Origin of the sequence: Bradyrhizobium sp., assembly GCF_030646015.1 — a bacterium.
Taxonomy (GTDB): Bacteria; Pseudomonadota; Alphaproteobacteria; order Rhizobiales; family Xanthobacteraceae; genus Bradyrhizobium.
Genome location: NZ_JAUSLT010000057.1, coordinates 25680 through 45934, shown reverse-complemented (window position 1 = coordinate 45934; position 20255 = coordinate 25680). Strand labels below are relative to the sequence as shown.

Annotated in this window: 19 protein-coding genes; 11 read left to right on the top strand and 8 right to left on the bottom strand. The window is 63.4% G+C overall.

Features of this window, described 5'->3' with window-relative positions; genetic code table 11:
• Positions 1 to 20 precede the first annotated feature (20 nt).
• The 5 genes from Q7T45_RS08280 to Q7T45_RS08260 all read left to right on the top strand — a co-directional run bounded on the left by Q7T45_RS08280 (position 21) and on the right by Q7T45_RS08260 (position 5308).
• Entirely contained in the window at positions 21 to 1226 is a 1206-nt protein-coding gene (locus Q7T45_RS08280; protein ID WP_304869583.1) for an ABC transporter substrate-binding protein, read from the top strand.
• A 231-nt stretch (positions 1227 to 1457) separates the two neighbouring features.
• Positions 1458 to 3344, top strand: coding sequence for an ABC transporter permease (locus tag Q7T45_RS08275; RefSeq protein ID WP_304869581.1), 1887 nt, complete (start codon positions 1458 to 1460; stop codon positions 3342 to 3344).
• Positions 3341 to 4132, top strand: coding sequence for an ABC transporter ATP-binding protein (locus Q7T45_RS08270; RefSeq protein ID WP_304869578.1), 792 nt, complete (start codon positions 3341 to 3343; stop codon positions 4130 to 4132). Before Q7T45_RS08275 ends, Q7T45_RS08270 begins: the two co-directional genes overlap by 4 nt.
• Positions 4129 to 4833, top strand: coding sequence for an ABC transporter ATP-binding protein (locus Q7T45_RS08265; RefSeq protein WP_304869576.1), 705 nt, complete (start codon positions 4129 to 4131; stop codon positions 4831 to 4833). The genes Q7T45_RS08270 and Q7T45_RS08265 overlap by 4 nt, the downstream gene beginning before the upstream one ends.
• 19 nt (positions 4834 to 4852) lie before the next feature.
• A complete protein-coding gene (locus Q7T45_RS08260; RefSeq protein WP_304869574.1) occupies positions 4853 to 5308 on the top strand; it encodes a MarR family winged helix-turn-helix transcriptional regulator in 456 nt (151 codons plus the stop codon).
• 466 nt (positions 5309 to 5774) lie between these two features.
• Here Q7T45_RS08260 and Q7T45_RS08255 read toward each other — a convergent pair whose 3' ends face one another.
• Both Q7T45_RS08255 and Q7T45_RS08250 read right to left on the bottom strand, forming a co-directional pair.
• A complete protein-coding gene (locus Q7T45_RS08255; RefSeq protein WP_304869572.1) occupies positions 5775 to 6629 on the bottom strand; it encodes a fumarylacetoacetate hydrolase family protein in 855 nt (284 codons plus the stop codon).
• A gap of 130 nt (positions 6630 to 6759) precedes the next feature.
• Positions 6760 to 7461, bottom strand: coding sequence for a GntR family transcriptional regulator (locus Q7T45_RS08250; protein WP_304869570.1), 702 nt, complete (start codon positions 7459 to 7461; stop codon positions 6760 to 6762).
• A gap of 114 nt (positions 7462 to 7575) precedes the next feature.
• Here Q7T45_RS08250 and Q7T45_RS08245 point away from each other — a divergent pair, with 114 nt between their 5' ends.
• The 3 genes from Q7T45_RS08245 to Q7T45_RS08235 all read left to right on the top strand — a co-directional run bounded on the left by Q7T45_RS08245 (position 7576) and on the right by Q7T45_RS08235 (position 10592).
• Entirely contained in the window at positions 7576 to 8571 is a 996-nt protein-coding gene (locus Q7T45_RS08245) for a zinc-dependent alcohol dehydrogenase family protein (RefSeq protein ID WP_304869569.1), read from the top strand.
• Between the two features lie 89 nt (positions 8572 to 8660).
• Entirely contained in the window at positions 8661 to 9533 is an 873-nt protein-coding gene (locus Q7T45_RS08240; RefSeq protein ID WP_304869567.1) for a VOC family protein, read from the top strand.
• A gap of 51 nt (positions 9534 to 9584) precedes the next feature.
• Positions 9585 to 10592 carry a tripartite tricarboxylate transporter substrate binding protein gene (locus Q7T45_RS08235; RefSeq protein ID WP_304869565.1) on the top strand — a complete coding sequence of 336 codons (1008 nt, stop codon included), beginning with the start codon at positions 9585 to 9587 and terminating at the stop codon, positions 10590 to 10592.
• Between the two features lie 136 nt (positions 10593 to 10728).
• On the opposite strand, the gene Q7T45_RS08230 is transcribed toward Q7T45_RS08235, so the two are convergent.
• Positions 10729 to 11346, bottom strand: a complete 618-nt coding sequence (locus tag Q7T45_RS08230) for a hypothetical protein (protein ID WP_304869563.1) — start codon at positions 11344 to 11346, stop codon at positions 10729 to 10731.
• Between the two features lie 119 nt (positions 11347 to 11465).
• Between Q7T45_RS08230 and Q7T45_RS08225 the strand changes: the two genes are divergently transcribed.
• A complete protein-coding gene (locus tag Q7T45_RS08225) occupies positions 11466 to 12173 on the top strand; it encodes a carbonic anhydrase (RefSeq protein WP_304869561.1) in 708 nt (235 codons plus the stop codon).
• Here Q7T45_RS08225 and Q7T45_RS08220 read toward each other — a convergent pair whose 3' ends face one another.
• Positions 12174 to 13133 carry a hypothetical protein gene (locus tag Q7T45_RS08220; RefSeq protein ID WP_304869597.1) on the bottom strand — a complete coding sequence of 320 codons (960 nt, stop codon included), beginning with the start codon at positions 13131 to 13133 and terminating at the stop codon, positions 12174 to 12176.
• A gap of 319 nt (positions 13134 to 13452) precedes the next feature.
• On the opposite strand from Q7T45_RS08220, the gene Q7T45_RS08215 reads away from it, so the two are divergent.
• Complete coding sequence (locus Q7T45_RS08215; protein WP_304869559.1) at positions 13453 to 14205, top strand: substrate-binding domain-containing protein; 753 nt, start codon at positions 13453 to 13455, stop codon at positions 14203 to 14205.
• Positions 14206 to 14284: 79 nt separating this feature from the next.
• Here Q7T45_RS08215 and greA read toward each other — a convergent pair whose 3' ends face one another.
• Together greA and Q7T45_RS08205 are read right to left on the bottom strand one after the other, a co-directional pair.
• Positions 14285 to 14767, bottom strand: a complete 483-nt coding sequence (gene greA, locus Q7T45_RS08210) for a transcription elongation factor GreA (RefSeq protein ID WP_304869558.1) — start codon at positions 14765 to 14767, stop codon at positions 14285 to 14287.
• Between the two features lie 133 nt (positions 14768 to 14900).
• Positions 14901 to 16409 (bottom strand): ATP-binding protein, encoded by a 1509-nt coding sequence (locus tag Q7T45_RS08205; RefSeq protein ID WP_304869556.1) that lies wholly within the window; start codon positions 16407 to 16409, stop codon positions 14901 to 14903.
• 244 nt (positions 16410 to 16653) lie between these two features.
• Here Q7T45_RS08205 and Q7T45_RS08200 point away from each other — a divergent pair, with 244 nt between their 5' ends.
• Positions 16654 to 18036 carry a S9 family peptidase gene (locus Q7T45_RS08200; protein ID WP_304869554.1) on the top strand — a complete coding sequence of 461 codons (1383 nt, stop codon included), beginning with the start codon at positions 16654 to 16656 and terminating at the stop codon, positions 18034 to 18036.
• A gap of 192 nt (positions 18037 to 18228) precedes the next feature.
• Here the strand turns inward: Q7T45_RS08200 and aliB are convergent, their stop codons facing one another.
• Both aliB and badI read right to left on the bottom strand, forming a co-directional pair.
• On the bottom strand, positions 18229 to 19356 hold the full coding sequence (gene aliB / locus Q7T45_RS08195; RefSeq protein WP_370691237.1) for a cyclohexanecarboxyl-CoA dehydrogenase: 1128 nt from the start codon (positions 19354 to 19356) through the stop codon (positions 18229 to 18231).
• A gap of 100 nt (positions 19357 to 19456) precedes the next feature.
• Positions 19457 to 20239: a 2-ketocyclohexanecarboxyl-CoA hydrolase gene (gene badI / locus Q7T45_RS08190; protein ID WP_304869550.1), complete on the bottom strand. Its 783-nt coding sequence runs from the start codon at positions 20237 to 20239 to the stop codon at positions 19457 to 19459.
• Between the last annotated feature and the right edge of the window lie 16 nt (positions 20240 to 20255).

The following is a 20255-nucleotide window of genomic DNA, read 5'->3' as shown; positions in this document are numbered from 1 at the left end:
CAACAGTGGAGGGTTAAGGGATGCGACGCAGATATTTGTTAGGCGCGGGATTGGCGGTCATGGTCGCGGGCATGGCGCATTCCGCCTTTGCCCAGAGCGGCGAAATCAAGATCGGCGAAATCAACAGCTACTCGCTGTTGCCGGCATTCACCGAACCCTATCGCAAGGGCTGGCAGCTGGCGCTCGAGGAAGTCAACGCCGCCGGCGGCATCAACGGCAAGAAGCTCGTGGTCGTCTCCAAGGATGACGGCGGCAAGCCCGCCGACGCGCAGACCGCCGCCAACGAGCTGGTGTCGAGCGAGAAGGTGGTGATGCTGACGGGCACGTTCCTGTCCAACATCGGTCTTGCCGTCTCCGACTTCGCCAACCAGAAGAAGGTGTTCTTCCTCGCGGCCGAACCCCTGACCGACGCCATCACCTGGTCCAAGGGCAACCGCTACACCTTCCGCCTGCGTCCTTCCAACTACATGCAGGCAGCGATGCTGGTGGAGGAAGCCGCAAAGCTGCCCGCAAAACGCTGGGCGACGATTGCGCCGAACTATGAGTACGGCCAGTCCGCGGTCGCGGTGTTCAAGAAGCTGATGTCGGAAAAGCGTCCCGACATCCAGTGGGTCGACGAGCAGTGGCCGCCGCAGGGCAAGATCGACGCCGGCCCGGTGGTGCAGGCTGTCGCCGCCGCCAATCCGGAAGCCATCCTCAACGTCACCTTCGGCGCCGACCTGGTCAAATTCGTGCGTGAAGGCAACACCCGCGGCCTGTTCAAGAATCGCGCGGTGGTGTCCTTTCTGACCGGCGAGCCGGAATATCTCGATCCGCTCAAGGAAGAAACGCCCGAAGGCTGGATCGTGACGGGCTATCCCTGGTACGACATCAAGACGCCGGAGCACGACAAGTTCATCAAGGCCTATCAGGCCAAGTTCAGCGATTATCCGCGGCTCGGCTCGATCGTCGGCTACCAGACCATCAAGGCGGCCGCGGCGATCCTCGCCAAGGCCAATTCCGACGATCCGGAGAAGCTGATCGCGGCGGCTGAAGGCTTGTCGATGCCGTCGCCGTTCGGCGAGATCACCTTCCGCAAGATCGATCACCAGTCGACGCTCGGCGCCTATGTCGGCAAGACCGCGGTGAAGGACGGCAAGGGCATCATGGTGAACTCGGTCTATCGCAAGGGCTCGGATTATCTGCCGAGCGATGCGGAAGTCTCGAAGATGCGCCCGAAGGAGTGAGTTCTTTCTTCTCCCTCTCCCCGTTCTTCACGGGGAGAGGGTTGGGGTGAGGGGCTCTCTCGACAGATTCGATCTTGCGGATAGTCCCCCTCACCCGGATTGCTTCGCAATCCGACCTCTCCCCGCAAGCGGGGAGAGGTGAAGGAACGACCTCATCCTGAAGAGCGCAATCTTGCGCGCGCCTCGAAGGATGAGCGCCATCGTAAAGAACGCGCCTAACCCGGACCATCAATGGCCTTTTACTTCGTCCAGTTCCTGACCGGTCTTGCCAGCGCGGCGTCGCTGTTTCTGGTGGCGTCGGGGCTGTCGATCATCTTCGGCGTGACGCGGATCGTCAATTTCGCCCATGGCGCGTTCTACATGCTCGGCGCCTATGTGGCGTTCACGCTGACCGAACGGTTTTCCGGCGCGCTGGGTTTCTGGGCCGGCATCGTGCTGGCGTCGCTGGTGGTGGCGGTGGTCGGCGTTCTCGTCGAGATGGTGCTGTTGCGGCGAATCTATCACGCGCCCGAACTGTTCCAGTTGCTGGCGACCTTCGGGCTGACCCTGATGGTGCAGGATCTCGTGGTGATGATCTGGGGACCGAACGACCTGCTCGGCCGCCGCGCGCCCGGGTTCAAGGGCGCGGTCGAGTTCTTCGGCCAGAACATTCCGACCTACGATCTGTTTCTGATCGCGCTCAGCCCGATCGTGCTGGGATTGCTGTGGCTGCTGTTCCAGCGCACCCGCTGGGGCGTGCTGGTGCGCGCCGCGACGCAGGACCGCGACATGGTGGCGGCGCTCGGCGTCAATCAGAAATGGCTGTTCACCTCTGTGTTTGCGCTCGGGGTGTTTCTCGCTGCATTGGGCGGCGCGCTGCAGATCCCGCGCGACGCGGTGCATCACGCACTCGACCTGCGCATCATCGTCGACGTGTTCGTGGTGGTGGTGATCGGCGGCCTCGGCAGCATCGTCGGCGCCTTCGTCGCCGCCGTGCTGGTGTCGGAGTTGAACGCGTTCGGAATCCTGATTTTCCCGAAAATTTCCATCATCCTGGTGTTCCTGGTGATGGCGGTGGTGCTGATCGTGCGGCCATGGGGGCTGTTCGGCAAGCCGGAGGCCGCCGCGCGCCGCACGCCGGGACTGACCGTCAATCCCTGGCGTCCCCTGACATCAGGCGAACGTCTCGCCGCGTGGGCTGGCCTTGCCGTGGCGGCGATGCTGCCGCTGGTCGGCGGCAATTATGCGCTGACGGTCGGCTCGGAAATCGCGATCTTCGTGATCTTTGCCGCCAGCCTGCATTTCCTGATGTCGGTCGGCGGCCTCGCCTCGTTCGGCCACGCCGCCTATTTCGGGCTCGGCGCCTATGGCATCGCTTTCCTCGCCAAGATGGCGGGCTTGCCGATGATCGTCTGCCTGCTGCTCGGCCCGCTCTTGGGATGTCTCGGTGCCGCGATCTTCGGGTTCTTCGCGGTGCAGCTGTCCGGCGTCTATTTCGCGATGCTGACGCTGGCCTTCGCGCAGATCGTCTGGTCGGTCGCGTTCCAGTGGGTCGCGGTGACCGGCGGCGACAACGGCATTTTGGGCCTCTGGCCCGAGAAATGGGCGGCAGGGCCGGCCAGCTTCTACTGGCTGTCGATCGGCGTCGCCGCACTCGCGGTCGCGGCATTACGCATCATCGTATTCTCGCCCTTCGGCTACGCGCTGCGGGCGACGCGCGATTCACTGTTGCGCAGCGAGGCCATCGGCATCGACGCCAAGCGCATCCAGTGGACCGCGTTCGTCATTGCCGGCACCGTCGCCGGTGTTGCCGGCGCGCTGTTCGCCTACCTCAAGGGCAGCGTGTTTCCCGACAGCCTCGGCATCTCGCTGTCGGTCGATGCGCTGGTCATGGTGCTGCTCGGCGGCGTCGAGACGGTGTCGGGCGCCGTGATCGGCGCCATCGTCTACAAGATGCTGTCGATCTGGCTGGTCAGCCAGACCGACCTTTCAAAACTGGTGCTGGGCGGCGTCATCGTGCTGATGGTGGTCGCGTTCCCGAAGGGCATCGTCGGCATGCTCGAAACGATCCGTAACCGGCGCCGGCCCGAACTGCCAAAACCCGCGGTGCTGAAATCCGGGATCGAGAGCGCCGAATGAGCACCGCGCCCACATTGCTGTCGGTCGAAGGCCTGAGCAAATCCTATGGCGGCGTGCATGCCGTGCGCAACGTGTCGTTCGCGCTTCAGGCCGGCGAAATCCTGGCGCTGATTGGCCCCAATGGTGCCGGCAAAAGCACCTGCTTCGACATGCTGAACGGCCAGACCACCCCCGGCGCCGGCCGCATCACCCTGCTCGGCGGCGATACCACCGGCAAGAAGCCGCGCGAGATCTGGCGGCTCGGCGTCGGCCGTACCTTCCAGATCACCGCGACGTTTCCGACCATGACGGTGCGCGAGAACGTCCAGGTCGCGCTGGTGTCGTATGGCCGGCAGTTGTTCAACCTGTTGAAATCGACGCCGCAATTCGCGCGCGACGAAGCCGGTCGCCTGCTCGAACTGGTCGGCATGAGCGGCTATGCCGAGCGGCCCTGCGGCGAACTCGCCTATGGCGATCTGAAGCGGCTCGAACTCGCCATCGCACTCGCCAACCAACCGAAGCTTCTGCTGATGGACGAGCCTACCGCCGGCATGGCGCCGCGCGAGCGCATCGAGCTGATGCGCCTCACCGCCGGGATCGCGCGGGAAAAATCGATCGGCGTGCTGTTCACCGAGCACGACATGGACGTGGTGTTCGAACATGCCGACCGTATCCTGGTGCTCAACCGCGGCAGCCTGATCGCCGAGGGCTCGCCGGAAGAGGTCCGGCGCAACCCGCAGGTCCGCGCCATCTATCTCGGCGAGGGGCTGGTCTACGACGCGCGGCATCGCGAGGGGGCGCCTTCATGAAGCTCAGCGTTCACGATCTCAACAGCCACTACGGTCCCGCCCACATCCTGTTCGATGTCGCGCTCGAAGTCGGCGAGGGCGAGGTCGTGGCATTGCTCGGACGCAACGGCGCCGGCAAGTCCACCACCTTTCGCTCGATCGTCGGGCTGGTGGCGCAGCGCAGCGGCCGTATCGTGTTCGAGGGCAAGGACGTTTCGGACCAGCCGACCCATACGATCGTCAGCCTCGGCCTCGGCTATGTGCCGGAAGAGCGGCGTATCTTCACCGACCTCACGGTCGACGAAAATCTCGAAGTCGGCCGCCAGCCGGTCAGGCCGAACGCGCCGCACTGGACCCGGGAAAAGCTGTTCGCGCTGTTTCCGAACCTCGCCGAGATGCGCAACCGTCCCGGCGGCCGCATGAGCGGCGGCGAACAGCAGATGCTGACCATCGCGCGCACGCTGATGGGCAATCCGTCGCTGGTGCTGCTCGACGAGCCGTCCGAAGGGTTGTCACCGAAAATCGTGGAGCAGATGGTGGCGGCGATCCTGACCATGAAGCAGGCAGGCGTCAGCATCGTCCTCTCCGAGCAGAACCTGCATTTCGCCCGATTGATCTGCGACCGTGCCTATATCATCGAGCGCGGCCGGATCTGCTATTCCGGCACCATGGCCGAACTCGACGCGCGTCCCGATATCAGAGACACGCATCTGGCGCTGTGAAGAGGGGCGGGGAACACGCATGACCAGGAGTGTTTCGCCGAAGCGCAGCCCGAAGCCCTCGCGGCCACCTTATGTGCTCGAGGAGCAGGTCGGCTTTATTCTTCGCCAGGTCTGGCAGCGCCACGCCACCATTTTCGCCAAGGAAATCGGCATCAATCTCACGCCGACGCAATGGGCGGCGCTGGCAAGACTCACCGAGACCGGACCGTGCTCGCAAAACGCGCTCGGTCGCCTGACGGCGATGGATGTCGCCACCATCAAGGGCGTGATCGACCGCCTCACCGCGCGTGGCCTCACCGAAACCAGCCCCGATCCCGAGGACGGCCGCCGCCTGCTGGTCAGCCTCACCCGCGCCGGCCAGCAGATGGCGGAGAAGGCGGCACCGAACGCGCTGGCGATCACGCGTGAAACGCTGGCGCCATTGGATGCGAAGGAACGCGAGACGCTGCTGGCGCTGCTCAGCAAGCTGCGCTGATCAGTTCGCCGTAGGGTGGGCAAAGGCGCCCTTGCGCCGTGCCCACCATCTTTCCAGGAAACGAAGAGCGGTGGGCACGGCGCGAAGAGCGCGCCTTTGCCCACCCTACGCGTTCTACGCTTTCTTATTCTTGTCGTTCCTGTTGCTCGACCTCGCTGCGGCCTCCTGAATCCGATCCAGCAGCCGCAACAGCTCTGCCGTGTCGTCTTCTATCGGCCTCGAGGGTTTGGGGAAGGGGATCACGTCAGACATTGGCTGGTTCCTTACTCTACACGTCCGCGCCGTATCTCCGTTCTCGCCCGCGATTGCTGCGTTTCTGCGACATCAGTTCTTCGTTGGATCAGAAGTTCGCCACAATTTTCTCAAACTTCGACAGGTGCGGCCTGACAGGTTGCGCTGATCGGGCGCGGTGGCGACGTGTGCTGGCAGGCCGGTTGCGAGGCGTGCGGCGGCTGGGCAGGGCGGTTCACTCGTCCGCGACCGGATTGCGCAGCACGCCGATGTTTTCGATCTCGACCTCGACCACGTCGCCGGGCTTGAGGAAAACCGGCGGATTGCGGGTGAAGCCGACGCCGGCCGGCGTACCCGTGGCGATCACGTCGCCCGGCACGAGGTCGAAAATGGTCGAGCAATATTCGATCAGTCGCGGGATCGAGAAAATGAGCATCGAGGTATTGCTCGATTGCACCACGGCGCCGTTGACACGCGTTTCGAGCTTGAGCTTGGTCGGGTCGCCGATCTCGTCCGGCGTGACCAGCCACGGCCCGAACGGACCGGTGCCGACGAAATTCTTGCCCGAGGCGATCTGCTGCGCATGCCGTTGCCAGTCGCGGACGCTGACGTCGTTGTAGATCGAATAGCCGGCGATGTGATCCCAGGCGTCGGCCTGGCTGATGTGGCGGCCGGCCTTGCCGATCACCACGGCGAGCTCGCCTTCCCAGTCCAGATTGTCGGACACTTTGGGCCGGATCACCGGCGCATTGTGGGCGACTTGCGAGCGCCAGACCCGCAGGAAGATCGGCGGGAATTCGGTAATCTCGCGTTTCATGCCGAATGCCACCGCCTCGTTGTGATGATCGAGGTAGTTGCGCACGGCGCAGACGATTTTTTCCGGCCGCGGGATCACGGGCAGAAAATGTATGCCGGCCAGTTTCAGGTCCGGTCTGTGGGCGGCGACGATCGCTTCGCGTTCGGCGAATTTGGGGCTGGCGATGAAATCAACCAGCGAGCCGCCGAGAACCTTGCCGAGGTCGACGACCTCATCGCCCCGCACGGCTCCCCATGTTTCCGTTTCCTGGCGCAAGAACGAAATGAGCTTCATGACGTGCGATCCCCTGATCTAACCGAAATCCGATTTGCGCAAAAAATACTATTTTCGAAAATGATACAAGCGAATTCCGGAAGAGGGCACGGAACGGGCGCGTCTGGAGCCTGACCCGGGTCCGGCCGGCCTAGCTGTCGCTGAACAATTCCGATGCGTATTTGACGACGTTGTCGGTCGTCGTCTGGATGTGGCGGGCGATCAACTCGCAGGCGCGGTCGGCGTCCCGGCCGATCGCGGCCTTCATCAGCGCCCGGTGCTCGCCGACCTTGTCGCGCGGTCGCGGCCGCAGCCTTGCCGAGATATTCCGGTAACGCTCGGCACGTTCGAACAGCGACTGCCGTATCCCGAGCAGCGTCGGCGAGCCGCATGCGCCGACCAGGGATTCATGAAACTCCCGATGCGCCACTTTCCATTCGGGATTGTCGGCGTAGTCCTCCACGGCGCGGCCTTCGATGATTCCAAGCCGGTGGATTGACGAAATGACCGCTATTTCCCAGTCATCTCCGCCATTTTCGATGGAGCGGCGGATCAGGTCGACGTCGATCAGGATGCGGGCGCGCGTAAGGTCGATCAGATCCGCGATGGAGACCGGCGCCACCTTGAAGCCGCGCTGCTCCTCGGCCACCACCAGCCCCTCGGCGACCAGGTTGGTCAGCGCCTCGCGCAGCGTCGTGAAGCTCGCGCCATAGGACAGCCGCAGCGCATCGAACTTGAGCACCTCGCCGGGCTTCAGCCCGCAGCTTACGATTTCACTGCGCATCCGGTGCGCGATATCGGAAGCGAGCGTCTTTCCGAATTCCTTTCGGCGCTTGAAGGCCGTCACGTTCATGTGGAATCGCTCTCCGACTGGCGGGCACTCTAGCGGTGCAAAATTGCTGTTGCAATAATTTTCGCAAGAGCTAGTATTTTCGAAAATCAAGGGCAGGAGCGGGGCGAAACGCGTATGAAGGCAGTATTGGTGCATCGTCCCGGCGGCCCGGAAGCCCTGCAATATCAGGACGTCCCGCCGCCCCAGCTCGGCGACAGCGACGTGCTGATCAGGGCAGAAACCTTCGGGGTCGGCCAGCCCGACAAACTGATCCGCAGCGGCGTCTACAAATGGATGCCGCCGCTGCCGGCCAATCCCGGCAACGATTTGGCGGGCCGGATCGAGGCCATCGGCAGCGGTGTGCGCGACATCAAGGTCGGGCAGAAGGTCTTGCTGAGCGCCCGCGATCTTCACCAGCGCGGCGGCTGTTACGCCGAACAGGTAGCCGCGCCGGCGGACGCCATCCATCTGCTGCCGGAACAGGTCGATCTCGAAGACGCGGTGTGCCTCGCCAATTACCAGGTGGCGTGGGCGTTGCTGAATGAATGCGGCGCGGCGCGGCCGCCAAAATCGGTTCTCGTCATCGGCGCCGCCGGAGGCGTCGGCTCATCGCTGGTGCAACTGGCGAAGCTGGCGGGAATGACCGTGATCGGAACCGTCAGCTCGCCGGAAAAATCCGCCTTTGCGAAGTCGATGGGCGCCGACGGCATCATCTACTACCGCGATGAAGACGTCGTGGCACGCACCCGCGAGCTGACCGAAGGCCGTGGCGTCGATCTCGTACTCGACCATGTCGGCGGTCCCGATTTCTTCCGTCATCTGGGCGTCCTCGACAAATGGGGCACGGTGGTCTCGTACAACGCCTTCGACGGATTGCCGACGCAGAATATGATGGAGGAAATGCGCAAGCACCTCGACGTCTGCCCGGCGATCCGGTGCTTTTCATTTCACATCTACGATCACGACCGCGACGGCCGCCGCAACATCATGCGTCGCATGATCGGGCATCTGGCGGACGGAACGATCAAGCCGGCGATCTCGGCGCGCTTCAGGCTTTCCGAGGTGCGCCAGGCCCACGAGCTCCTGGACTCCGGCAAGGCGCTCGGAAAAATCATTATGCGGCGCGACTGACGCGCGGGGCGGCGAGAAGCAGATTCAACAAAGTGCTCTTGGGGTGGGATGCGATGATAGCGGTAAAACGTCTTCGGCATGCGACGTTCGTGACTGATAATATCGAACAGCAGGTCGAATATTATCAAGGGATCATCGGGCTCGGCATCGTCGAAAGACAGGCTGACCGCGTATGGTTTGCTTCGGAAGCCGGCGAACTCACGCTTGTCCTGCAGAAGGGGAGCGCGTCCGGCTGCACCGGCATGGCCTTCGAGATTGGTCCGGGCGCCGAACTTGGCGAGGTGGGCCGGCAACTCCAGGCCGCCGGCATCAATTCGGAGATCCGCTCCGACCATTTGCCCGGCATCGCGCGGACGCTGGTCTTTACCGATATCGATGGACGGCGGATCGAACTGTTTTCGCAATGGCAATTCACCGTGCCGGACGAGCAGGTGCGGGGGATTGCCGTCAGCAAACTCGGCCACATGGCGCTTTACGCGCCGGATCCGCATCAGACTGCGAATTTCTACCAGGATGTTCTCGGGTTTCGCGATTCCGATCGCATCGAGGAAAATTTCGTCTTCATGCGCTGCGGGTTCGAGCATCATGCCCTCAATTTTGCCCGCGGCAGCGATGCCCGCCTGCATCACATGGCGTTCGAGCTGCGCGACGCATCGCACATGCAGCAGGCATGCGATCTGCTCGGGCGCAGGAAGATCAACCTTCTGTGGGGACCGGTGCGACACGGCCCCGGGCACAACATCGCAGCCTATCATCGCAATCCCGACGGATACCTCATCGAGCTGTTCTACGACATGGATCGCATGGTCGATGAGGAGCTTGGATATTACGAACCGCGCCCCTGGCATCGCGACCGGCCGCAGCGCCCGAAGACCTGGATCGGGTTGCCTCGCGACGTATGGGGGGTAGGTCCATCGCCGGAAGCGACTGAATTCTCGCCGAGGATGCGCGGCGCGAAGTGAACGCGACAGATTTCTTGAAAAAAACAACAATCGACATCGGGGGAAACGGGAATGAACGCAACCGCGCGCAATTCGGATCGCCGTCGCTTTGTCAGGCGGCTGTTCGCCATGCTGTTGGCCGGCGCCATCGCAGCGTCGGTCGCACCGGCGATGGCGGATGACTATCCCAGCCGGCCGATCCGGCTGCTGCACGGCTTCGCGGCCGGCGGCGCCGCCGACACCATGTCGCGCATCATGGCGAACGGACTTTCCAAACGTCTGGGCCAGCCGATCATCATCGAAGCCAAGCCGGGCTCCGGCGGCAATCTCGCCGCCGGCGTCATCGCGAAGGCGGAGCCGGATGGCTACACCATCGGGTTGGTCACCGGCGCTCACGCGATTTCCGGGGCGCTCTACAAATCGCTTCCCTACGAGTCGGTCGACAGTTTTGAGATGATTTCGACCATGGTCTATTATGCGCTGGTGGTCGCCGTTCGCGCCGATTTCGAGGCGAAATCGCTGCAGGAGCTCATCGCACTAGCCAAGGCGAAGCCGGGTAACCTCAGTTTTGGCTCGGTCGGCTTCGGCAGCACCCATCATCTCGCCGGCGAGCTGCTGGATATGATGGCCGGCATCAAGATGGTCCACGTTCCCTACCGCGGCGATTCCCTGACCGTCACGGCGCTTCTTGCCGGGGATATTCCCTTGATCATCGGAACCACGGTCCTGCTGGCGCCGCAGATTGAAAGCGGTGCGGTTCGAGGACTGGCTGTCACCTCGCCGACCCGCACGCCGTTGCTTCCGAACGTGCCCTCGGCCGACGAAGCGGGCGTCAAGGGATACGATGTCCGGACCTGGGCAGGGCTGCTGGCGCCCAAGGGCACGCCAGCGGCGATCGTCAAACGTCTCCACACCGCGGTTCGCGAAACGCTCGCGGACCCCGAAACCAAAGCCGCGCTGGAGAAGGCGACCGGCGGGGACGTGCAGGCGAGCACGGCGGAGGAGATGCGCGCTTTGATCCAGTCTGAAATCAAGAAATGGGCCGATGTGATCGAGGCCGCAAAGATTCCCCGGCTCTGACGATCAGGCGGCTTCAAGGGTTCTGCGCGTTTCGCGGCGCTGATCGGCTGGCGGCCGCGACGGTTCAATCGCGTCCGGGCCACTTCGCCCGATAGCGGATCTCGCTGCCGTCGGGGTGCGTTTGCCACGGTCCGAGTTAGGGGGCATGCGGCGCCTTGCCGGACAGTCCGATACGAAATACGCGATCGGGCTGGCCCTTGATCTTGACCTGCAGCTGGCGAGTGGCGGTGCGAAAGGCGAGTTCGACGTCGCCGACGATCACGCTTCGATCGCCATCGCGGCGGAACTGGTTGAACCTGGTTTCGCCCGGCATAAGGTTCCGATCGGTCTGCAATTCGATCGCGATGTCCTGCGCGGCAGCCGGCAGTGCCGCGCCCGCGGGTAGGCGAACCTCGAACTGGAGAATCGGGTTGGCGGCATTCGGGTTGAGCCAGGGCGTGGCGGTCGAAACCGCGTACCAGAAATACGCACCGCCCGCGACGGCGCAGAGCGCCACGACGACGCCGAACGCCTTGAGGCTGTTGCGGGCAAGCCCGCCGGCATCGTTGCGGCCACGCCATCGCATGCCGAGCCAGGTGCCGATCACCAGGCCCACCAACGCGCCGGCCGGTGCGAATACCAACAGCGCCAGCAGGCCTGACATAATCGGGTCGGCCTGATTTCCGAAGCCGCCGAGTTCGAGTACCAGCAGCGTGGCGAGGAAGTCCGCCACTGCGCCGATGACGCCGCCGATGATGTGGAGTGAATTCTTCATCCTTTGCCTATAACTGACGTCGGCGGCGATGGCACGGTATTGTGGCGAACACTGAATTGCGTCAGATTCGCGATACAACCGGTCGATTTCGAATGCCGGCAACATGGGTGGGGCAGGCCATGATTACACGTCGTTTCTTTTGTGGGTGTCTTGCCGGAGCACTTCAGTTCGCCGCAACCGCGGCTCGGGCGCAGACGACCGAATGCGCGGTGTTCACGCCGGATCGCCAGAAGTCGACCGCGCCTGACGATGCGATTGCGCGGCTCAAGGCCGGCAATGAGCGGTTTACGGCGGGCAAGTCGATCAATTGCGATCTGATGGCGCAGGTGAAGGAAACCGCCAGCAGCCAGTCGCCTTACGCCGCCATTGTAGGCTGCATCGATTCTCGCGTGGCTCCCGAACTGGTGTTCGATCAGCGTATCGGAGATGTGTTCTGCGCGCGCGTGGCCGGCAACTTCGTCAACACGGATATCATCGGCAGCCTGGAATATTCGGTCAAGGTTGTGGGCGCCAGGGCGATCGTCGTGCTGGGCCATAATTCGTGCGGCGCCATCAAGGCCGCGGTGGACAACGTCAAGCTCGGCAATATCACGGCCATGCTGAAGAATTTTCAGCCGGCGCTGGCCACCCTGACCAAGGCGGACGGCCACCGCGACTCGCATAATTATCCGCTGGTTCAGAAGGTCGCCGAGGCGAGCGCGCGGCTGACGGCGGAGAGCCTGCCCAGGCGCAGCCCGATCATCAAGGCGCTGGTCGACGCCAAGCAGCTGAAGATCGTCGCCGCGATGCACGACATCACGACGGGCAAGGTGAGCTGGCTGTCCTGATTACTGGATACCGAGGCGCGCCGTGACCGGCTGCTGTTTGCCAGCCGGCGCCGGCGCGCCCGACGGCGCGCTTGCGACCGTCGCTTCCGTGCGATAGCGCGGCAGCTGATCCTCGAGCGAGTAGAACACGCACAGCGCGAGGCTGGACCATACCGCCAGGCTGAAATACAGCGACATCCACGCGATCTCGTCCTTCCACTCGGCCAGGTCGTGGGTCACGACCCAGCGCGTGCTGACGTCACGCAGGCCCTCGAGATGTGTCAGAAGCGAGCTGCCGTCGCCCTCGGCTCGCCACCGGTTCAGATACATCGGGACGTCGACGGTCATGAGAAACGCCAGGTAGGCCGCGATGCCGATAATCGAGATGGCGAGCACCACGGGGACCGCGCCATCGAATTCGGGCAGCAACCGGCAAAGGCCAATGCCGACGATGAAGAAGGCCACCGCCCATATCGAGTTTTCGATGGCGTTGCCCAGATAGTTCCTGGTCAGCACCGCATGCCATGAGAAGCATTCCGCGACGACGATCAGCGGCACGATCGCCCACGCGGCGTTCACGGTGGTGTCCGCACCGGTCATGCTACCGAGCTGGTGCAGGATGATGGCCCACTGCGCCGCGAAGGCGATCTCGGCCACGGTCGCGACCGACCGGCCGACGAAGACGCTCGACAGCCAGGTGTCGAACAGGCAGATCCGCTGCACATCCGCGCGCGGCAGGAACGACCTGAAGGCGCAGCCGAACACATAGGCCGCGCAAAGCAGCAGCATCAGCTGGATGCCGAAGCTGTTGCCGAGAGAGCCGGTCGGCGCCTGGTGGAGCTGGCGGTACAGCAGAAACCAGACCGCGATGTTGACGCCACTGACCAGGCTCAACAGGCCCCACCACCATGCCACGGGATTTGACCAGGCAAGGTAATTTGATCGGGTAGGTGACTGCTCCGCACGCCATTCCAAACTCATCAACTGCTCCACGCGTAATCGAATTGTCATTTGATTGTAACGAAACTGTCACAAATCTGATTGTAATTATTCTGTCACGAATCGCGATCGATCACGACACAAATTTATGTGCGGCGGGTGCTCGCGGGCGGGGGCTTGTCAGCGACGACGCCCGCTATTGTGAAGAGTTGCGGAGGCCGGCCCCATGTTGCCGGCACGGCATTCCGCCCGCAGCAACGCCCTATCGCGCGTGCGGTTTGGTCCCTTGACCCAAAGCGGACATTTGATGTCGGGCTGGAAGGCACGTAATCTGGCAATTCGTCCTCGCTGGAGATCCAACATGAAAACTCGCCTTGCAGCCGTTGCGGCCTGCAGCCTGTTGATGACGCATGTGGTCCAGGCTGCCGAAATCAAAATGCTTGCCGCGGGAGCCGTCAAAGAGGCTTTTCTCGAACTCGTCCCGCAGTTTGAAAGCACCACCGGCAACAAGGTGACGGCAACATGGACTGGCTCCGCAGACATAAGAAAGCGCATTGGTGCGGGTGAGGTTTTCGATCTCGTTATCGTGGGCGCACCGGACGTTGATGCGTTCGTCAAGGACGGCAAGATGATGCCGGGTAGCCGCGTTGACATCGCCCGATCCGGTGTCGGCGTGGCGGTCAAGGCTGGCTCGCCCAGGCCCGACATCAGTTCGAGCGAGGCGGTTAAGAAGGCGCTGCTTTCCGCTAGGGCGGTTGCCTATTCGACAGGTCCAAGCGGTGTCTATATCCAGCGCCTGTTCGATCGCCTGGGGATAGCCGACCAGATGAAGGACAAGTCGAAACAGCCGGCACCCGGCACACGCGTGGCTCAATATCTTGCGAACGGCGAAGCCGAACTCGGTTTCCAGCAGGTGAGCGAGTTGGTCCACGAAGCGGGCATCGACTTCCTGGGTCCGCTGCCCGCAGAAATCCAGAACGTCACAGTTTACTCCAGTGGTGTCCCCATCGGTTCGAATGCCTCAGAGTCCGCCAAGGCACTGCAGGCGTTTCTGTCCGCACCCGCCGCCGCGCCCGTGTTCAGGAAGAACGGTATGGACCCAAGTCATCCATGATGCAGATCGACTGGGGTAAGCGCGCATCGGGTGATATCCGCGGACATTCCAGACAATCGGCTGCATCTTGTGCGAGGTGCTACGAGATCGCGATGATCTCGAGCTCCTGAGCGGATGCACCGACGACATCTCCGACAGCTTTACCCATCAGCGACCTCGCCACCGGCGACGCGAAGGAAATGGTGCCGGCCTTGGGGTCCGCTTCGTCCTCTCCGACGATCCGATATTTCTGGACGCGTCCGTCGTCTCGCCTGAAGGTCACCGTCCTGCCAAAGGCGACCGTGTCCGTCGAGGTCGGATCGGGCATGACCTGTGCCGTCCGAACTCTCGCTGCGAAATAGCGCGCATCACGCAACGGGGTTGCGGCCTGCCGCCGTCGTTCATTGACGTCTTCAATCTTCTGCGCGGCCTCGTAGGCCTCGCGTGCCTCCTGGAGCTGGAATTCCAGAGCCTTTAATCCCGCTTCCGTCACGAGGTTCGGATGCGGTGAAACCGGGCGGTCGGGAAGCAACGTCTCCGACGCCGTTTCGGCACTGTCTTCCTTGGTGAAGGCAACGCTCAAGCTCAGGACTCCTGTTAAGCGGGCGATGCAAAAAGCGGTCGGCGACAGCAGCGCGGACGCGTCAAAGGAACGGTGGCGCAACGCCCAGCGACTCCGAGCGATCATACACCGCGGAGCCAGACCGGCGCCATGATCATGGGGCCGAACTGCTGCAGCCTTGCTCCACTGCCAGTTCCTCGGCATGGGGGTCGCCCGGTGCGGTCGCCCAGGCCAGTTCGACGAGCGTCACGATCCGCCGTCCGGCGCCGTCAAGCTGGCAGACGATCAGGCCCTGCTCCTCGATGTAGCTCAAGAGACGCCGGGCACGGCGCAACGAATGCGAGCCATAGGCGCGGGCAATCGCCGCATCGCCCGGGCAGGGCCAGCCTTCCTTCGCGGCGCGGGCGATCATCATGAAGACGCCCTGCATATCCTCCGGCAGCAGCGAGGCTCGCACCGAGACATCCTGCCACCCGTCATGTTCTGCCATATCGGAGCCGAGCCCGGCGCGGGCGCGCGTCAGCATGCGACGGAAGTCGGCCAGATCCGGCACGGCCAAACCGAGGCCCTCGATCCGGCAGCGCACCACGAACTCCTGATAGAGCACGCCGACGGCGCGGAATCCCGCGTCGGGTTCCGCCATCACGGCTCGCAGGATACGGTCGACGCGCTCATGCCGCTCCGCCAGTTGCTCGGCGCTGAGCGGCTGCTCCACCGCTTCGGGACGGATCTCCAGCGCCGCTGACTTCGCCGCCATCAGCTGGCCGAGCAGGTCGGGCGCCGACCGGCGCTGCGGCCGGTTATTTTCGGGCGGCGGTGCCGCCATGACGATGGCGTGTGCGTCCAGTGTTGCTTCCGGCATCGGCATCAGGCGCGGGATCGCGTTGCGTGGCGTGGTATCCGTCGGACCGATGCGCAGCTCCAGCGGGCGGCGGGAGAGGGCGGGTCCCAGCGCCATGAATTGCCCGCGCTGCAGATCCCGGAAGGCCTCGGCCTGTCGCCGCTCCATGCCGAGCAGGTCGCCGGCGCGCGCCATGTCGATGTCCAGAAAGGTTCGGCCCATCAGGAAATTGGACGCCTCGGCCGCGACGTTCTTGGCGAGTTTCGCCAGTCGCTGGGTGGCGATCACCCCCGCCAGCCCGCGTTTGCGGCCACGGCACATCAGGTTCGTCATGGCGCCGAGCGAGAGTTTGCGCGCCTCGTCCGAAACCTCGCCCGCGACGGCCGGCGCGAACAGCTGCGCCTCATCGACCACCACCAGCATCGGGTACCAGTGGTCGCGGGCGACCTCGAAAAGCCCGCCGAGGAAGGCGGCGGCGCGCCGCATCTGGTTCTCGGCGTCGAGCCCCTCGAGATTGAGCACCGTGGAGACGCGATGGATGCGCGCCCGTTCGCCGGCGACCTGCAGGCCCCGCTCGGTGTGTTCCTCGGCGTCGATCAGCAGGTGGCCGAATCGGTCTGCAAGCGCCACGAAGTCGCCTTCGGGGTCGATCACGGTCTGTTGCACCCAGGGGGCGCTCTGTTCCAGCAGCCGGCGCAGCAGATGGGATTTGCCGGAACCCGAATTGCCCTGCACCAGCAGGCGCGTTGCCAGCAGTTCCTCGAGGTCCAGAGTAGCCTGGGCGCCCGCGGTCGTGTGTCCCATCTCGATCGCAACGGTCATGTCTCGACTCAAAGGCTCCCCGGGGAGGCGGGCTTAACAACCCGATCGCAGCCCGTCGAGCGCCCATGGCCGGTCACGCCGTGTTCTCCACGGCCGGTCGAAAGCCATCGGCTTGGATGGAACATTTCAGGCGCCGGAGGCGGCTGCCGAGGTTGTGGACGAAGGGAAAGCGATTTTCGCGTTCACGAAGCGCTAGGCTTTGGCGTTTATCAACCTGTCACCCAAACGTCCCGCGGCGGAAGACATGATGACCCGCACAGCAAGACCTGATGACCTCTGCTCGAGCCTCGAATGCACCGAGGTCAGCCGTCGAGGATTTCTGAAATCCGCCGGTGTTGCGGCTGGCTCATTCGCGATGTCGATGGGGGGGCATGATCCTGCCCTTGCACTGCCGGCCCGGAAGTCACGGGCGAATCCGGGCGGGGCGGTCCGCGTGTCCAGGGAGCGGCTCAACGCGCTGGCAACGAAGTTCTATTCGGTCTTCAACGAAAACAACATTCTCGGCCCGATTTCCGTCGAGAAGCATTCCGCGCGTTTCGACGTCGAGCTGAGGCGCATCACCACTTTCACGCGGGTGCCGGAAACGGGAGAGAGGGTCAAGGTCAGTGGGCTTCTCGCAGTCCCGGCCGGCAAGCACGGGTCGCTGCCCGTCATATCATGGCAGCACGGCACGATCCTTTCATTCGACCAGGTTCCTTCGAACCTCACCCGGCTCGAAGCCGAGAGCTACGAACTGCGCGACAATGTGGATTCGATCGAGACGCTCTTCAATATCCAGCGCTTCGCAGGCAACGGCTATGCCGTCATCGCCGCGGACTACCTGGGAAAGGGACCCTATCGGAATGGCCGCGGTGAAGCCTACGCGGTGAAAGATGCAACGGTCCAATGTTGCCTCGACATCCTGAATGCCGGATTGCAGGAACTCGGCAAACTGGGTCTGCGCAAATCCACCCTGTTCCTGAATGGCTGGTCGCAGGGCGCCCTGAACACGCAGTGGCTCAAACAGGAGTTGCAGCGCCGCCGCATCAAGATCGCGGCAAGCGCGACCCAGAGCCCGTTCAACAATCTCCCCGAAAGCTTTCGCTACTGGGTGAGCCCCAAATCCTGCATTCCGTCCACCGGTACGGCCTACCCGATGCCGCCAGCCTGGATCACGCCGTGCCTCGTCGTTCTGCTCGGCAGCTATCGGCAATATTATGGATTGAACAGACTGTTCGATACGGCGATCAAGCCGCAATACCGCGCTTTCGCCGAGAAGTACTGGTCCGACTACAGCCTCGACGGGGAGGTCGCAAAGACCATTCCGGCAGCCTCCGACTTCCTGGCAGACGGCTTCTTCGAACGCTTCACCGACGATACCAACAGCAAACTCCTGCGCCGCCTGGGCGCGAACAGCGCGACCTATTGGGACTACGATTCTCCCATCAGGTTCTATTACGGACTGGCCGATGAGGCCTTGCACCCGAGCCTGGTCAGGATGGCGCCCGCCTCGGGCGGACACTTTGCGGATGGCGTTGCGGTCAGTGGCGCGAGCCACCGCGGCACTTTCCTGGCGAGCCTCTACGGCGACGGCACCGTCCTGAACGGTCAGACGACGGTATTCGATTGGTTCAATTCGCTGCTGTGAGCGAACTCGACGGCCGGAGCATTTGCTGCGGCGAGCGCCCGTCCTACGGCGTCGCCGGCATGGCGTCGCGCACGATAGCTCGCTCGGGAATGTATTGCACGGCGAGCTTCTGCAGCTTCGGCGCGGCGAGGCGGCAGAAGAACAGCGTCGAATTCCATGGATCATTCCTGCAGGGTCAAGCCACGTGCGCTTTCAAGCGGGGACCGCGGCGCGGCCGGCGCGGGTACGGGCGATGATGGTCTTCATGATCTGGGCCGTGCCGTCGCCGATCTGGAATCCGAGCACGTCGCGCAGGCGCTGCTCCATGGGCCCGCGGTCATAGCCGCCGTGGCCGAACATCAGCAGGCATTGATGAATGACATCGTAGGCGAGTTTGGGCGCCCACCACTTGCACATCGCCGCCTCCGCGCTGTGCGGCAGATCCCTGTCTTTCATCCACAGCGCCTGCAGGCAAAGCAGGCGTGCCGCCACGACCTGTGTTTCGAGCTCGGCGAGCGGATGCGACACTCCCTGAAAGGCCGACAATGGTTGGTTGAACGCTTGCCGCTGCGCGACATATGTCCAGGTTTCCTCCAGCGCGACGCGCGCGACGGCGAGGACCTGGAGTCCAATCAGGGCGCGCGAGAAATCGAAGCCCTGCATCACCTGCACGAAGCCCTTGTTCTCGTCGCCGAGGCGATGCGATACCGGCACGCGAACGTTTTCGAAGAAGATGGAGCCGCGTCCGATTGCGCGTTGGCCATGACAATCGAAGCGGTTCCGCGTGATGCCCGGCAGATCCATCGGAATGAGCAGCGCCGTGACGCCATGCGCGCCGGATTCCGGCGTTCCGGTGCGGCCGAACACCACCGCTGCATCCGCCTGATCGGCAGCCGAAATCGATGTCTTTTCGCCGTTGACGACGTATGCGTCGCCAATCCGTTCGACCTGGAGGCGCAGATTGGCGGCGTCGGAACCACCTCGCGGTTCAGTCAGCGCGATCGCCAATAGCGCCTCGCCGCCCGTCAGCCGGGCGAGCCAGGGGCGGACGACATCCGGCCGGCCGTGCTGGGACAGGATCTGGCCGTTCAGCGAGGCCAGCAGGTTGAGATAGGAAATACTGAGGTCGGCGCGGGCGACTTCTTCATGGATGACTCCGGCCGCGAGACAGCCCAATCCCAGGCCGCCGAATTCCTCGGGCAACTCCGGCGCGATGAACCCCATCTCGCCCATCGCTTTCATCAACTGGCGATCGAGAACGCGCGTCCTGTCGCGCTCCTGGAAGCCGGGAGCGACGCGATCCGCGGCGAATCGCCGAACCTGATCGCCGAGCGCGATCATCTCTTCATCGAGATACGGGTTCACCTGCTTGCCTCCCACGGAGATACGACCGCTCAGTCGCCTGAAGGCGATCCTGAATGTGGTTCGTTATTTGGAAAAATTACTTGGAGAATTTTCGGAAGTCGGGCTTGCGCTTCTCCTGCAGAGCCTTGACGCCCTCACGGGATTCCTCGGTGTCGTAATATAGCTTGAGTGCATACATGCCCATGCCGGCGATGCCGGCCTGATGGGCAGTATCCATGTTGAAACTGCGCTTGGCGATCGCGATCGCAGTCGGGCTGCGCTCGCACAATTCCTCGCCCCACTTCTGAACTTCGGCGTCGAGCTCATCATGCGGGACGCAGGTATTGGCGAGGCCCATCGCGACCGCCTCCTGGCCGGAGTAGCGGCGGCACATATACCACATCTCGCGGGCCTTCTTTTCGCCGACGACCCGCGCCAGGAACGCGGTGCCGTAACCGGGATCGACCGAACCCATCTTGGGGCCGACCTGACCGAAAATGGCCTTTTCGGAGCAGATCGTCAGGTCGCAGATCGTGCACAGCACGTTGCCGCCGCCGATGGCGTAGCCCTGCACGCGCGCGATCACCGGTTTCGGCACGTCGCGTATCGCCGTATGCAATTCTTCCATCGGCAAGCCGATCGTGCCGCGGCCGTCGTAGTTGCCGTCATGGGTGGATTGGTCGCCGCCGGTGCAGAACGCCCGGTCTCCAGCACCGGCGAGCACGATGGCGCCGACGTCCTTGTCGTAGCCGGCCTTGTACAAGGCCTTGATCAATTCGTCGCAGGTCTGGCCGCGAAATGAATTCATCTTCTCCGGCCGGTTGATGATGATCCAGGCGACGCCGTTGCGGATCTCGTAGATGAGGTCGTCGAATTTCATGTTGATTCCTCCCGCG